The organism is Streptomyces sp. NPDC091282 (assembly GCF_044757385.1).
GTDB lineage: Bacteria > Actinomycetota > Actinomycetes > Streptomycetales > Streptomycetaceae > Streptomyces > Streptomyces gramineus.
The window spans coordinates 1-14,104 of the sequence record NZ_JBIVUX010000017.1; the positions used below are offsets into that span (position 1 = coordinate 1).

General features: G+C 73.0%; 17 protein-coding genes. 7 read left to right on the top strand and 10 right to left on the bottom strand.

Annotation, left to right across the window (positions count from 1 at the left end; translation table 11 throughout):
- The first annotated feature begins 1,396 nt into the window (after nucleotides 1-1,396).
- The 5 genes from ACIQOE_RS41030 to ACIQOE_RS41050 all read left to right on the top strand — a co-directional run bounded on the left by ACIQOE_RS41030 (nucleotide 1,397) and on the right by ACIQOE_RS41050 (nucleotide 3,859).
- On the top strand, nucleotides 1,397-1,849 hold the full coding sequence (locus tag ACIQOE_RS41030; protein WP_401417170.1) for a hypothetical protein: 453 nt from the start codon (nucleotides 1,397-1,399) through the stop codon (nucleotides 1,847-1,849).
- Nucleotides 1,850-1,878: 29 nt separating this feature from the next.
- Nucleotides 1,879-2,361: a hypothetical protein gene (locus ACIQOE_RS41035; RefSeq protein WP_401417171.1), complete on the top strand. Its 483-nt coding sequence runs from the start codon at nucleotides 1,879-1,881 to the stop codon at nucleotides 2,359-2,361.
- Nucleotides 2,362-2,418: 57 nt separating this feature from the next.
- Nucleotides 2,419-2,886 (top strand): hypothetical protein, encoded by a 468-nt coding sequence (locus tag ACIQOE_RS41040; protein WP_401417172.1) that lies wholly within the window; start codon nucleotides 2,419-2,421, stop codon nucleotides 2,884-2,886.
- 98 nt (nucleotides 2,887-2,984) lie between these two features.
- On the top strand, nucleotides 2,985-3,467 hold the full coding sequence (locus tag ACIQOE_RS41045) for a transcriptional regulator (protein WP_401417173.1): 483 nt from the start codon (nucleotides 2,985-2,987) through the stop codon (nucleotides 3,465-3,467).
- Between the two features lie 95 nt (nucleotides 3,468-3,562).
- A complete protein-coding gene (locus tag ACIQOE_RS41050; protein WP_401417175.1) occupies nucleotides 3,563-3,859 on the top strand; it encodes a hypothetical protein in 297 nt (98 codons plus the stop codon).
- Nucleotides 3,860-3,970: 111 nt separating this feature from the next.
- Here the strand turns inward: ACIQOE_RS41050 and ACIQOE_RS41055 are convergent, their stop codons facing one another.
- A complete protein-coding gene (locus ACIQOE_RS41055; protein ID WP_401417274.1) occupies nucleotides 3,971-4,507 on the bottom strand; it encodes a flavoprotein in 537 nt (178 codons plus the stop codon).
- Between the two features lie 2 nt (nucleotides 4,508-4,509).
- Complete coding sequence (locus tag ACIQOE_RS41060) at nucleotides 4,510-5,748, bottom strand: helix-turn-helix domain-containing protein (protein ID WP_401417176.1); 1,239 nt, start codon at nucleotides 5,746-5,748, stop codon at nucleotides 4,510-4,512.
- Nucleotides 5,749-5,826: 78 nt separating this feature from the next.
- On the opposite strand from ACIQOE_RS41060, the gene ACIQOE_RS41065 reads away from it, so the two are divergent.
- On the top strand, nucleotides 5,827-6,291 hold the full coding sequence (locus ACIQOE_RS41065) for a hypothetical protein (RefSeq protein ID WP_401417177.1): 465 nt from the start codon (nucleotides 5,827-5,829) through the stop codon (nucleotides 6,289-6,291).
- Entirely contained in the window at nucleotides 6,288-6,692 is a 405-nt protein-coding gene (locus ACIQOE_RS41070) for a restriction endonuclease (protein WP_401417178.1), read from the top strand. Before ACIQOE_RS41065 ends, ACIQOE_RS41070 begins: the two co-directional genes overlap by 4 nt.
- Nucleotides 6,693-6,889: 197 nt before the next feature.
- Here the strand turns inward: ACIQOE_RS41070 and ACIQOE_RS41075 are convergent, their stop codons facing one another.
- From ACIQOE_RS41075 to ACIQOE_RS41110, 8 genes are all read right to left on the bottom strand, one after another.
- Nucleotides 6,890-8,119 carry a hypothetical protein gene (locus ACIQOE_RS41075; protein WP_401417179.1) on the bottom strand — a complete coding sequence of 410 codons (1,230 nt, stop codon included), beginning with the start codon at nucleotides 8,117-8,119 and terminating at the stop codon, nucleotides 6,890-6,892.
- Nucleotides 8,119-8,502, bottom strand: a complete 384-nt coding sequence (locus ACIQOE_RS41080) for a hypothetical protein (RefSeq protein ID WP_401417180.1) — start codon at nucleotides 8,500-8,502, stop codon at nucleotides 8,119-8,121. Before ACIQOE_RS41080 ends, ACIQOE_RS41075 begins: the two co-directional genes overlap by 1 nt.
- Before the next feature lie 136 nt (nucleotides 8,503-8,638).
- Nucleotides 8,639-9,136, bottom strand: coding sequence for a hypothetical protein (locus tag ACIQOE_RS41085; protein WP_401417182.1), 498 nt, complete (start codon nucleotides 9,134-9,136; stop codon nucleotides 8,639-8,641).
- Complete coding sequence (locus ACIQOE_RS41090; RefSeq protein WP_401417183.1) at nucleotides 9,133-9,945, bottom strand: ParA family protein; 813 nt, start codon at nucleotides 9,943-9,945, stop codon at nucleotides 9,133-9,135. The genes ACIQOE_RS41085 and ACIQOE_RS41090 overlap by 4 nt, the downstream gene beginning before the upstream one ends.
- 238 nt (nucleotides 9,946-10,183) lie before the next feature.
- Nucleotides 10,184-11,716 carry a 3'-5' exonuclease gene (locus ACIQOE_RS41095; protein ID WP_401417184.1) on the bottom strand — a complete coding sequence of 511 codons (1,533 nt, stop codon included), beginning with the start codon at nucleotides 11,714-11,716 and terminating at the stop codon, nucleotides 10,184-10,186.
- Nucleotides 11,713-12,264 carry a hypothetical protein gene (locus tag ACIQOE_RS41100; protein WP_401417186.1) on the bottom strand — a complete coding sequence of 184 codons (552 nt, stop codon included), beginning with the start codon at nucleotides 12,262-12,264 and terminating at the stop codon, nucleotides 11,713-11,715. Before ACIQOE_RS41100 ends, ACIQOE_RS41095 begins: the two co-directional genes overlap by 4 nt.
- A 199-nt stretch (nucleotides 12,265-12,463) precedes the next feature.
- Nucleotides 12,464-12,667 (bottom strand): hypothetical protein, encoded by a 204-nt coding sequence (locus ACIQOE_RS41105; protein ID WP_401417187.1) that lies wholly within the window; start codon nucleotides 12,665-12,667, stop codon nucleotides 12,464-12,466.
- Entirely contained in the window at nucleotides 12,667-13,707 is a 1,041-nt protein-coding gene (locus ACIQOE_RS41110; protein ID WP_401417188.1) for a hypothetical protein, read from the bottom strand. The genes ACIQOE_RS41105 and ACIQOE_RS41110 overlap by 1 nt, the downstream gene beginning before the upstream one ends.
- Between the last annotated feature and the right edge of the window lie 397 nt (nucleotides 13,708-14,104).

Below are 14,104 nucleotides of genomic sequence, written 5' to 3' on the forward strand. Positions count from 1 at the left end.
GAGAGAACACAAAAGCGCCTTGCGGCGCGTGCGCCGCTGGTGACGCCCGGAGGGCTAGCTACCGGTAGTAGCGCGCGAGCGTGCGTGAGGCGGCTCCGCCGCGGCCGACGGCGCCACGGCGCCGAACCAGTTCGCTCCTCCCCCGAAGAGATCCACCCGGCGGCCGGTGGCCGCGGACCAGCTCGTCACCGAGCGGGCCTCGGTGGGCATCCGCCCCCCTCGACCCCCTAACAGGCCGATGCGCCCGCCGTCTCCAGGACCTCTCTCCCCGGTACGAGAGAACACAAAAGCGCCTTGCGGCGCGTGCGCCGCTGGTGACGCCCGGAGGGCTAGCTACCGGTAGTAGCGCGCGAGCGTGCGTGAGGCGGCTCCGCCGCGGCCGACGGCGCCACGGCGCCGAACCAGTTCGCTCCTCCCCCGAAGAGATCCACCCGGCGGCCGGTGGCCGCGGACCAGCTCGTCACCGAGCGGGCCTCGGTGGGCATCCGCCCCCCTCGACCCCCTAACAGGCCGATGCGCCCGCCGTCTCCAGGACCTCTCTCCCCGGTACAGGGGCTCATGGCACCCTCACCGCCGTTGCCGGAGGGGACCCCCCGACGTAGAAAGCGCAGGTCATGACCGCAACCACGGTGAAAGCCGCAGGCTCATGACAAGCGGAGCGACGGCGCAGCGCCGCTCTCGGGCGCCTGGGCCTGTTAGGGGTTAGAGGAGGGGGGCGCGGGCCCGTCACCCGTTGGGGTGAAGGCCGGTTCCGGGGTGACGGCATCGTCGTGGCTGAGGTGATGACGGGCCCGCGCCGTGGGTGGCTGGCCTGAGTGCGTACGTGCAGGTCAACCCATAAATAGGACGCCCCTCCGGGGCGACTCAACGCAGCCCAATCGGCTCCGCCGGGGGCGCCACGGGCGCCCCCGACTCCACCGATGGGACAGCGGACGCCCTACGGGCGGCGACCAGAAGAGGGAGTCGGCGCGTCCCTGAGCGGTCCTGTGCGGCTCTCAGGGCTTGATCGGCACTCCCGGGCCTCCGCGCCGGGAACGGCGCCCCTGACCCCCGTCAGGCCCGTTCTCGGGGGCCTTCCGTGGCGAGGGGGGCGGGGGGTTCCGTCCGGCCGGTGCGCCGCTCCCCTCCCCGCGACGTCCACCGCCCCGTCCCGCCGGCGGACCATGCACCGGTGGATCACAGAGTCCGGAAGTCACGGAGTGCCGTACTAACGGACTCCCGGACTCTGTGATTTCGCGCATAAATATGCAGCTCAGAGGGCCTGCGCGGTGACGACCGCAAAGAATCTTGAGGCGCCTTCTTGTGGGGGTGTACGGAAGTCCGTACATTTCTAGGTGTACGAAGTCCCGTACAGCAGACCGGAGGAGAAACCGTGACTGTCGCTCTCTTAACCGCCGTGATCGCCGTCCTCGGCACCCTGCTCGGCTCCGTGGTCACCGGCCACTTCCAGCAGCGGGCCACTGAGCGCGGCGAGGCAGGGGCCCGCCGGCGCGAACTGCGCAAGGAGCACCTGACCGCCGTCACCGCGCTCGCGGAGGCCATCAGCGCCCACCGCAGCATGATGTGGCGCCGCGGCGACGCGAAGTTCAAGGGCGACCTCGACCGCTACGAGGAACTGCGCGTCCGCTCGCACGACACCCGCGCCGCGGTGACCGCGCCCCTGGTCGGGCTGCGCATCCTCATCACCGACCCGGCCGTGCGCGCCGCCGCGGACCGCATGGTCGACACCACGTTCGGCATGCGCCACCAGGACACCGACGCCGACACCCTCAACGAGGCCCGCGTCGCGGCCCTGACCGCGCACGACGAGTTCGTGGACGCCGCCGCCCGCTACATGCAGACGGTCTGACCCCGCCCCGGCCAGTGAGGGAGAGCACCATGCTGTTCGGCAAGTCCCGCGCCAAGAGCGCCGCCCGCCCGGCCCCCGCCCCCTTCCCGCGCGTGGAGTACGTCCCGATGAGCCTCGCCGAACTGGCGGCGTACGAGCGGGTCATGCTGCACGCCGCCGACCGCGTGGCCGCCCGGCGCCCGGACATCGGCTACCGCAGCCACCACCAGGACGTGATCGGCAACCTGTACCGCAGCGCCGGGGCCGCCTCGGTCACCGAGTCCGACCCGGAGAAGGTGCGCATCCCGATCCAGAAGGCGGACTTCCTGTCGCTGGAGCACGCGATCTGGGACATCCAGACGTACGGCGGCAACCCGGAGATCGCCCAGGTGGCGCGTCACCTGCTCAACCGCTTCAACGCCCTGCTGGGCCAGCAGCGCGCCGTGGTCCACATGGGCGGCACGCCCGTGTTCGACCCCGACGCCCCGGCCCCCGTCCCCACCGACCACCCGGCGCTGCCCGGCTGGCAGTGACCGCCCGCCCGCCAACCACACCCACCCATCGCACGACACCGAGGGAGCACGCACCCGATGAACGCCAAGGACCCGATCGCCTTCGTCCCGTCCAAGGAATCCCGGCTCGGCGGCGGTGACATCGTCATCAGCCTGACCCCCGAGCAGTCGCAGAAGCTCGGCATGGACGTCGGCATGCTGGCCGACTGGTTCCACAGCGCGCTGTGGGCCCTGGCCACGCTGCGGAGCACCGACCCGGCCGAACAGACCGTCTCGCCGAACAGCTGGCACACGATGATCAACGACGTGGACCACCGGCTCCTGCCGCGCCTGGAGGGCATCCGCGACGCCCTGATCCGCGCCCACGCCGCCAACGGCGGCAGCGTCGGCGACCTGGCACTGGCGATGGACGTGGCCCGCAGCACGGCGCAGTACCGCCGTGACGTCCTGCGCAACGCCAACCCGGGCACCTTCGAGCAGTGGGCCGTCGGTGGCGGCCCGCAGCGCGGCGGCGAGGCCGCGCACGACGACCGCGGCGGCCAGTAGCCGCCGCGCACCCGGGAGGGCGGGCCGGTCCGCCGGCCAGCAAGAGCGGCCCGTCCCCCGGGGCTCACCCATCCATCAGGGACAGGAGAACCCCCATCATGAACCAGCTCGACACCGCCGCCGTCTTCGCCGCCGTCTTCGTCACGCTGTACGTCGCGCACAGCGTCGGCGACCACTGGGTGCAGTCCAGCTGCCAGGCCGCTACCAAGGGCCTGCCCGGCTGGACCGGTCGCCTCGCCTGCGGCCGCCACGTCCTGGGCCTGACCATCACCAAGGGCCTGGCCCTGGTCCCGGCCGTCTTCGTGCTGCACCTGCCGGTCACCGCCCTGGGCCTGGTCCTCGGCCTCGGGATCGACGCGGCCACGCACTACTGGGCCGACCGGCGCACCACGCTCAAGGGGCTCGCCGACCGGTGCGGCAGGGCGGAGTTCTACTCGCTGGGCACGCCCGCCCACGCCGGGCACCCGGTGACCGCGAAGGGCGAGTACGCGCCCACGCTCGGGACCGGGGCCTATGCGCTCGATCAGAGCTGGCACATCCTGTGGCTGTTCGTCGCGGCCCTGCTGATCGCCGCCGTCTGACGGCCCCGTGTGCTGCTGTGCCCGGGCCGCCGCCCGGGCACAGCGGCGCGCAGGGCCGGACAGCCCGGCCGCGCTCGACCGACCGAAGGGGCCCGATGATCCGCGACGCTGCAACCTGTGACCGGCTGTACTGCCTGGCCATCTACCTCGAACCCGACGACCTCCCCGAAGAACGGCCGATCGAGACCGCGTTGGAGGCGGCGGGCTGGGTCCGCGACGACGCCGCCGGCCACACGTGCCCCGGATGCGTGCGCGGCACGGGGCCGGTGCTGGAACGGGGGGAGTGCCCCCGCTGCTGCGGTTCCACTGTCGACCGCGCGGACGGGGCGGTCTGCCACTACTGCGGGCACGTCAGCCCGCACCCGCCCGAGGACGACTACGACCTCGACTGACGGCGGGGCGGGCCGGGAGTGCGGCAGTGCCGGAGTCACAGACTCTGGGACTGCCACACTTCGGCATTCCGGGAGTCCGGTACTCACGGAGTCCGGGTGTGTTCGCGCTGGTCAGGCCGGAAGGGCGTCGATCGCGGCCTGCCACGGATAGGCGTCCAGGTCGCCGTGCTTGGGCTTGTGCGGGGTGAAGGCGCCCTCACCGAGCAGCACGGTGACGCCCGCCTCGCGCAGGAACTCGACGTGCCGGGCGACGGCCGGGTGCGCGGCCTGGGCGTCGTTGAAGTGCGGCAGGGCGACGATCGGCACGAGCGCGATGCCCTCGGTGATCAGCCCGAGCGCGAGGGTGTCGGAGACGGCCGTCGCCCACTTCGCCAGGGTGTTGTTGGTGAGCGGGGCGACGAGCATCGCGTCCGGCGGCGGCAGCACGTCGGGCTGGCTGGGCAGCTTGTACTGGTGACGGACGGGGTGGCCGGTCAGCCGCTCCAGGGCCTCGATCTCGCCCTCGGCGTCCTCGGTGAGCCACCGGTGGGCGGACGGGGTGAGGATCAGGCAGACGTCCCATCCGGCCTGCTGGGCGGCCTTGATCGGTACGGACAGGCGGCGGGCGGGAGGCGCGGCGCAGGCGATGACGTACAGGGTGCGTTTCATGGTCACCGGGGAAGTCCACAGCGCTCCGCGAGGCTGCGCAAGCGTCCCTCGGCGCTGCCCGCGCCCAACAGCCGCAGGTCCTCGACGAGGGCCTTGGTGCGGGGGCGGCACACGACCTCCTCGGGGGCGAGTGCCTCCGCCTCCAGCAGCGTGGCGACGGCCTCCTCGCGCATCCCGGCCTGTGTCTCGCCCCGGGCCCGGTCGGCCAGCAGGTGCGCGCGCCGCTCGCGGGGCAGGGCCTCCAGCCCGGCGGCGGGGATGTCCTTGGCGACGGCCACGGCGTCCGCGCCGGCGCAGAGCTGGACGTGGGCGGCGACCCGGTACAGCCCGCAGTTCGTCGCCCCGAACGACGTCCACAGCTCGTTGCCGTCCGCCCCGAGCTGGGCGGCGTACTCGTCGGCTTCGTCCAGGAAGACGGGCACCACCCGGGCCGCGGCGTCGGGGCTGCGGTCGTCGGCCTCGGCGACGGCGGCCTGGGCGAGGGCCGCCTTGAGGAACAGCATCCCGAGCACGCTCAGCCCGAGCGGTCCGCGGCGCAGCAGCTCCGGGCGCAGGCGTTCGGCGGCGGCGGTGGCGAACGCCACCGCCGCTTCGGCCTGGCCGTGGCTGGTCATCGCGTCCGCGAGGTGGCGGGCGGCGCTGGCCATGATGACGGGGTCCTCGGAGCGTTCGGCGGCCGCGACCGCGCGGTGCCCGGCCACGACGGCCAGTTCGGTGTCGCCCCACTTGATGGCGGCCGCCTCGGTCAGCTCCAGGGACAGCGACAGCAGACGGAACGCCTCCTGCTGGTCCTCGCCGCGGTGGCGTTCGGCGGCCCGGGTCGCGTCGACCAGGAGCGCGGGGATCTGCGTGCCGAGCCGGGCGAAGTGACCGGCCTGGAAGCCGGTGCGGGCGTAGACCAGTGCGTTGCGCAGGGAGGCGACGGGGACCGGTTCGACGTCGGCGGCGTCGGTGCGGCCGGTGATGATGTCGTGGCGCTGGAGAACGGCGCGCACCGCGTCGATCTCGGAGTCGGCCGGGCACAGCACGACCGGGTCGTACAGCAGCCGGTCCACCGTGACGTTGAGCCGGGAGGCGATCTCGGTGACGACCGACAGGTTCGGGTCGGCCTGGCGGCGGCCGCCCTCCAGGTCCTCGACCCAGCGCAGGGAGCGCTGCATCAGGTTGGCGAACTCCTGCTGGGACAGGCGGCGCCGTCCTCGCCAGTGGGCGACGCGGCGGCCGAACTGGATGCGGTCCATAGGGTGCTCCGAGAAGGAGTCGATGACCCACGCACTTCGCGTGGGTCACCTCGTGTATACCGCCCCTACGGTCCTGATATGGCCCAGTCCGCCAAGACCTCCAGCCCAACGTGGCACCGGCTCGCACAGCCGTCCGAACGGCTCCGTGCGCAGTGGGTGCGCGGGGACGACCGCACCCGCTGGGTGGCGTGCGGCCGGACCTGGGACGCGGTGGCCATCTCCCCGATATCGCGCGGCCTGGACGCGCTGGTCGCCATGCGGGTGGGCCCGCGCCGGGGCTATCCGGTGCTCGCCGACCACCTGCGCGACCAGCTGTACGTCCTGGTGCCGCCGGGCAGCGGCGGGGCGGCGGCCGGTCTGCCCGGCGTGCGCGTCCTCGGCGACGGCTTCCAGCTCTTGATGCCCGCCGGCCACCACGGCAGCCCGGTGGCGCACTGGATCAGCCCGCCGCGCGAGAGCGCTCCGCCGCTGATCCGCCCCGATCGACTCACCCACCATCTGCGAGCCCTGGCCCGCGAGCAGCAGGAGGCGGCCACCTCATGACCAGCACCTACGACATCCTGCACGACCCGGAGGGACGCCTCACGGCGGAACTGCCGCCCGACCGCACGGTGCACGAGCAGGTGGTGCGCACGGCGCTGGCGTGGTCCTCCCCGCTGGACGTCCCGGCCGCCGACGTCGCCGCGATCGGCCACCTGCTCGCCGGCGCGGCGCGGGTGGTCGCCGACACGGTGCGCCTCTACGCGGACCGGCTGCCCGAGGACGACGGCCGCCGCCTGTTCGCTGAGGTGATCCTGCAAGAGGCCGACGGCCGCCTGTCGCAGCCGTGCACGAGCCTGAACCGGGTGCACAACCGGGCCCGGCTGATCCGCGCGCTGTACGAGCGGCTGGACCGGCTCGAAGCTGCCGTGCCCGTCGACGAGTCGGCGGCCGCGGCCCCCTGAGCCGTCTCCCGGCGCCTCCCCCCGTGGGCCCGGGCGACGCACGAAGCCCCCGGCGGCTGCTCCTGCACCGAGCGCCGCCGGGGGCTTCTCCACGTCCGCGGCCCCGGCGCGCGCTCGCGTACCTGCCCCTGACGCCGGGACGGAAATACGGGAGTCCCGGAGTCACAGACTCCGGGACTCGGGACGGGCAGGCGCAGCTAGAGCGCCTTGGACTTCGAGGGGCGCCCCCAGCCCACCGCCCGCTCGATCGCGGTGAGCAGCGCGGGCTCCCATCCGGCGGCCGCCAGGTCGGCGTTCTCGGTCAGGCCCGCCTCGGCGAGCGCGGAGAGCTGCATCGCGTGCTCGATCCCCTCGGCCCACGCCGCCCGTACGGCCTTGCGGCAGGCGAGGCGCGCTTCGAGTTCGTCGTCGGTGTCCGCTTCGCCGGAGCGGCGCGACTTGGCGAGGGCCCGTCCGCACGCGGCGACGTCGTCCAGGAGGACGACGGCCTGTTCGGCGTCCGGCTGGAGGGGAGCGGGGGAGGCTTTCGGGCTGACCCCGCGGCGCAGCTGTTCCATGCGGGTGGGCAGCGGCACCCACGAGGGCTCGCCGGCCATCTGCGCGTTGGTCTGGTCGACGGCCCGGGTCCAGGCCCGGTACAGCCCGCGCGGCTCCAGCGGCGTGCCGGGCGGCACCGTGTACTCGCCGCGGTGGTTGGCGCGCAGTCCCACCCACAGCGCCGTGGTGGTGCCCCGGACCCGTTCCAGCAGTGCGTGCCGTTCGACGAGCCACCGGCGCAGCGCGGTCCGGGAGAGCCCGGACAGGTCGATCAGCTCGACGTAGGCCTCCGACGCGCTCCATCCCTGCGGCCTGCGCACGATCCGGACCTTGTCGAGCGAGGGGGCGAGGTCCTCGATCCGGCACGCGCACAGTTCGCCGGAGCGGGCGCCGGTGTCGACGGCCGTCGCACCGAGGGCGAGCATCCGGATCTGCCCGGGCAGGGCCTCGCCCCGGTCGGCGATCTCTTCCAGGGAGGTCCGCAGCAGGGAGCGGGCCCGCTTGGGCACGGGCTGCTTGCGGGCGGGGTCGGGCTGCGGCGGCAGGTCGGCGTACACCCCGGCCGCCTTCGCGAGCAGCGCCAGGACCTCGATGCGGGTCTGCCGCGAGTTGTCGGTGCTGGCCCGCTTCTTGTCGACCGCGCGGGCCCGCAGCTCGCCGCGGGCGGCGAGGTCCAGGTAGGTGTCGACGGCGGCCCGGCGGAACAGGGTGCGGGCTTCGGCCTCGCTGTCGAGCGGGTGGTCGGCGCGGGCGAGGGCCCGGCCGTACTCGCCCGCCACCCACCGCACCTGGCGGCCGCGGGCCTCGGAGATCTCCTCCTCCCACGAGCAGACCTCGGCGGCGGCCGCGCGCAGCAGCTCGGCCCCGGTGAGGCTCCGGTCGACGGGCATCAGCGGGCCTCCCCGGCGGCGGGTCGCCGTACGGCCTGGCGGACACCGCGGGCCGCCGGGGACCACGACAGTGCGTCGCCGCCGTGGAACTGCCGGAAGGCGGTGTCCTTCGACAGGCTCGCCGCGCCGCCGATGTCCGTCCAGGTCGCGGCCTTGCCCTCCGGTCGACCCTCGCCCCGCAGGGCGCGGCCGGCGGCGTCGTGCGCGGCCCGGCCCGCCGTGTCGGCGACGAGCATCACCAGTTCGAGCTGGTGCAGCGGGTCGACCGCGAGGCCGACCGCCTGCGCGAGCAGCTGCACGCGCTCGGTCGGAGCCGTCTCCTCGGCGTTCGCCTGCCGGATCAGATCGGCGATCTGTTCGGCCATCATGTCGACGTTGTCCACCCGGATTCCTTCCGTTGTGCCGGAACAACGAACGGCGGCATCCTAGCGGGGTTCCGTTGTGTCGAGACAACGGAACGGGCGCGGTTGGCGAGAACCGCGCCCGTTGGCCGAATCACAGACTCCGGGAGTGCCGGACTTACGGAGTCTGGCTCCGCTCGACCTTTCCCCCGCCGGTCCGCCGGGCCCTCCTCGTGCTGGCCTCTTCGGCCTTCTCCGGGGCGGGTTCCTCCACTGCGGCGACGGCCCGGCGCCGCGGCAGGACGGAGGCCAACAGGGCCTCCTCCGTGTCGCCGTGGAGCCGGTGGGCGTGCCCCTGCAACAGCAGGTCGACGGCAACACGGATCAGGGTGTTGTCGGTGATGATCTCCGAGCGGTCCCGGCGGTGGGCTCCCAGGTGGCGCCGGAGATCGGCAAGGTCGGTGAGCTGGTCGGACCGCAGTCGGGCCTCCTTGCGCTCCAGCGTCGCCCACTTCGGGTCGCCGGAGCGGTGCGGCTCCGGCGACCCGGTGGTCCGGGACTCTGCACCCTGCTCACCCTCACCGAGGATGGGCTCGACGGAGGGCGTCAGCGGCTTGCGCCCTGCCCCTATGCCGGAGTCGGGGGAGACCACGGACCGGGTCCTCGGCGGTGTCACACGAACTCCTTGATCATGCGTTCTGCGGAGGCCTTGTAGACCTCGCGCATCTCGGTTGCGCGGCTGCCCTGGGCAGAGAGCGGCTGGGCCTCGTCGGCGGCGTCCTTCACGACGGACCGCAGCGGGATCGGCTCCCAGACCATCTCCTCGCCGAAGATGCCCGGCAGCGTTCCGAGGTGATGGGTGTGCGCGGCGAGGCGGCCGTCGACGAGCGAGGGAATGGCGGCCGCGAACCGGAGGTCCAGGTTGCCCATCTCCATGCGGTTGATCTCATCGTGGATGAAGTCCCGGAAGCGGACCGCGCCGTCCACGCCGTCGTACTCCGGCTCGACCAGGGCGACGCCGTAGTCGGCGGCCGCCAGGGCGAGCTGGGTGAGGTGCCCGAGGGAGGGCTGGCAGTCGAACAGCGTGAAGTCGTAGTCGTCGTCGACGCCCTCAAGGGCGCGGGCCAGGCGCTGGCGCGCGCCCATCACGGCGGCCTCGGAGATCCGGTTGTCCAGGTCGAACCGGCTGGGGATGAGGTCGATGCGTTCGGCGTAGATGCCGCCCCACCCGCACGGGATGATCGCGTCGGCGGCGCACCCGGACTCGTTCGCCTTCACGACCTCGGAGACCGTGACGATCGGTGCTTCCTTGCGGTAAGGGCGCCCCATCCTGCGCGAGAGGTTCGCCTGCGGGTCGACGTCGACCACCAGGACCCTGCGGTCCATCTCGGCGAGCGCGCCCGCGACCATCTCCACCCAGCCGGTCTTGCCGACGCCGCCCTTGTTGCTGCCGGCGGCGACACGCTTGTTCCTGCGCTGCGGCATGGGCCTCTCCTTTCTCGGTCCGTGACTCTGTGACTCCGGCATCTCCGGAGTCTGTGACTTCGGCAGTCTGGCAGTCGTCGGGCGTCTTCTCGTAGCGCAACCGCCGACGCCACCGCCCGTCCGGGCGTTCGCCCGCCGGGGGCGCCTGTCCGCCCAAAACGCAGACTGCCGGAGTCTGTGACTCCGGCAGTCTGTTATTTGAGGTGAAGCGTCCGCAGTTCAGGCGGACGTGTGGAGATCAGGCGTGCGGTACGACGGCGACCGCGAGGACCGTACCGGCGGGCGGGCCGCTGACCGGGTCCCCCGGCGCGGGCGGGGTCGGCGTGAACGCGGTGCCGCGTCCCTTCGAGATCTCGATCAGGACCTGCCGGGCGGACTCGCAGTCGCCGGCGGCGCGGTGGCTGCCGCCGAGCCGGAGCCACCGGCGGGAGCCGAGCCAGTCGGCGTACGCGTTCATCAGGCAGTACCAGCTGTCCCAGGGCTCCAGGTGCATCGGCTTCTTCCCGGCCCGCGCGACGTCGCGGAGCACGACGGACCTGTCGAACTCGGCGTTGTACGCCAGAACGACGCGTCCCTTGGTGACCTTGCGGAGCCGGGGGAGCACCTTCTCGAACGGCCGCTTGTCGGCAACCATCTCGTCCGTGATGCCGTGCACCCAGCGGGCCCCGTCGCTGATCTCGGCGTCGCCGGGGTTGACCAGGGTGTCCATCAGCTTCTTGCCGGTGGCCGCGTCGATCACGGCGATCTCGACGGTGTAGCCGGACAGGTCGGTGGTCTCGGTGTCGAGCACGACCGCCCGGCCCGGCTCCAGCAGATCCCGCGCCTCCCGGGTGATCTCGCCCCACGCCGGGCACAGCTCGATCTCACCCGCGTACGCGCCCGCCTCGGGGTCCTCGGCCAACTCCCGCCGCACCGTGGCCTCGGCGGGCAGGTCCTCGATCCGCTCCCAGTCCAGCTCCCAACGGTCGGTGTACGGCGAGTGCCAGGCCCAGACGGTCACGCCGTGCCGGTCGGCGAGGCCCTGCGCGAAGCCGCGGACGGCGGCGGCCCGGGTCGGGGCGAGCCGGGCGTACTCGCGCAGCGGGGACGGCGCCCCCTTCGGCAGGCCGCGGACCGCCTCCCAGTCGACGCCGGGCAGCTCCAGCAGGGCGCGGACGTCACCGAGCCGGTAGAGCGAGACGGTGACCGTGCGGTAGCGGCCGACCTCCTTCTCGTAGGCGTCCGCCGGGCGGACCCACCCGGCGGCCTCGACGTACTTCCAGTCGCTCGCCCGGATCTCCAGCACGTCCGTGGCGGCGGCCTGCGCGGTGACGTACTGCTCGCCGTCGGCCTCGGCGGCCATCGTGTCAAGGTCGGCGATCAGGTACCGGCCGCCACGGCCGGTGGTGATGCGGCCCTCCTCCCCCATCCGCACCAGATCGCTCCAGTGCCAGCCAATCCGGTCGGCCGCCGCGTCCCGGGGCAGGCTCGCCGCCTCCCACGCCAACCGGTCGGCGACGACCGGCCGCACCAGGTCGACATCAAGGGCGAGCGCGGCCGCCGTGGAGTACATCGGCCAGCCCTTGTACGAGTCGCACTGGACCATGTGGTTCTGGTCGACCAGCGCGTCGACGTCGGCGGCGGTGACCGGCTCGCCGGTGTGGTCGGCGAGTAGGCCCGCGATGCGCCGGGCGCCCAACGCCTCGGGAAGGGGCGGTTCCTGCTGCGGGACCACCGGAGTGGTCTCGGTCGCGGCGGTCTCGGTCGTCGTGCCCTGCATGGTGTCCGTCACGGTCGGTGCTCCTTCGTGGTGGTCATCGTGCGGTGGTCTTTCTGGGTGCCGAGCCGGGCGACGGCGTCGATCTCGGCGGCGAGCCGGGTACGGGCCCGGGTGAGCTTCTGTTCTGCCGTGCGCTTCGCGGCCCGGGTGCGGGCCAGCGCCTTCCCCTGACGCTGCTCCCGTTCGGTGAGCGTGCGCACCATCTCCTCGTAGTGCTCGGCCTGTTCGGCCGCGATCTCGGCGCCCGGGCGCTGCGGGCTTCTGGGGCCTGACCGGTCGCGCTCCTTGTTGCGCTGGTCGCGGGCGAAGGCGACCAGCTCGACGGCGACGGCCCACTTGGTCCGCTTGTGCGGCGGGCCGGTGAGCAGCACGAGCGGCGGGAACTCCTTCGGGTACCGGTTCTGCCAGTTCGAGACGGCGGACGCGCTGACGCCGACGAGCCGGGCGCCGGCGGCCAGGGTGACCAGCTCGCCCTGGCGGCCCTGGTACTCGGGCCGGAGCCAGACCACACCGTCGGCGCTGGCTTCGGGCTGTTCTACGGGTTTCGTTTCCTGGTACATCTGCGGGTCTCCTCGATGCGCCCGGGGCCGGGGCCGGTGGCCGCTGGGGGGCTTCGCCGCCCCCCAGGCCCCCGCTCCCCCGGCACCGCCCGGCGCGGTCAGCGCTCCCGTGGTGCGGGTGCGTGCGCGCCGGACGGCACCGGGGCTGCGTGTCCCTGGCCTGGGCAAGTTCCTGTTTTCCGACCGGAGATGAGGCGGGTCAGTCGTCGTCCGGGTCGGCCGCGGTGTTGCCGGTGTCGAGCCGGAGGTAGCTGTATCCGCTGTCGTACGGCTCGGGTTCGGTGATGTTGAACTCCCGGCGCAGGGCTTCGACGACCAGGGCAGTGGTGGCCTCGTCGGCCGCGATGCGGAGGTCGGCGATCCCGGGCAGGTGCTGGCGGGGGCGGCGCTCACGGCGGGCCATCAGTGGAAGCTCACTCGTGCGATGACGGCGAGCAGTTCGCCCGCGTCGCCGGCGGCCTGGAGTGCCTGGTGGTCGGCTTCCTTGACAGGGCCGACCACCAGGACGTGTTGGGCCCGGTCGAGCAGCGTCCACCAGTCCGCGGGCAGGCTCACGGTCTGCGCCGCCCGCCACAGCTCGATGTCGTCCTGGCCGTCGTCGTCGACGTGGACCAGTCCGCTCAGGGAGCGGTCGGCGATGGTGGCGCGCAGTCGCCAGGAGGGGTTCACGTCCGGCATGCCGTGCAGTCCCCAGTGGTCCCAGTCGGTGCGGGCCTCCAGGTCCTCGATCCCGGCGCCCTCGCTCTCCGGGTAGAGGGTGAGCATCGGCAGGGGCTGCCCGTCGGGGGTCGTCGTCTGCCCGACGAACACCCCGTAGTTCTCCGCGAGGTGGTAGGCGTCGACGTCGCCCAGGTCCAGGTCGTCCAGGGTGAAGACGTCGATCCCGGCCGCTCGGAAGGCGTCCATCGGGTCGGTGGTCCCGCGCCGTGAGGCGCCCTCGGCGACCTTCCGGACGGCTTCCGCGAGGACGGGGCCGTCCCCCATCGCCCAGTGGTCGAGTGCGTCGTCCAGGAGCGCGGCCGCGGCGGCCTCGTCCATTGCTTCGACGGCGGCGAACGCCTCGTCACCGCTTCCGGCCTGCATGGCCGTCCGGGCCAGGGGGGCCCATTGCCGGGTCGTGTCGGAGGCGGCGAACCCGACGGTGGGGACCGCGCCGTAGACGGCTCCGGCGAGCGCGGCGAGCGTCGCCCGCTTCTCCTTCACGACCTTCGGGATCAGCGTCTGCTGGCACGGCTGGCACCCGGCCCGGCAGGCGGCGACCAGCCGGGCGGCGAGGTCGAGATCCAGGACCCTCCAGCTGCCGTGCGGCACGAGGGGCAGGGCGCTGAGGTCGGGGAGCGGGGTGTGCGTGTGGGTGGTGCCGGCGGCCGCGGAGCTGTACGCGGCTCCGGTGCGCTGCGCCTTCTTCTTGGCGCGCTGCTTCTTCCCGTGCTTCTTGACCACGAGTTCTCCTCGTCGGCGTGCAGCGGTTACCCATGACCCGATGCACGCGAGCAAGAACGTGGTGAGCTGCGCGGGCATACGGAAGATCCGTCGGGACGGACCGGTGGTGCTCTCGTCGCACTGATGCGCTGGGACCGTGTGGTCCTGGCACCTTCGCCTCAGATCGCTCCCAGTCATGGGCTGAGGCTGGCTTGGGCCTGTGCGTGGCCTTGCTCGAAAAACGATACCCACCCCCACTGACAAAGAACGGCGAATCCGGCCAAGGCGCGGCCAAAGACGGTGTTCGGAAACGCCCGCATTCACCGAACTGGCCCCGGCGTATCTGGATCGAGGTTTTTGACCTTGGTCGGTAGGGTCCGGTGGGGAGAACGTGGCGTGTGCTTGCTGACGTGCCACG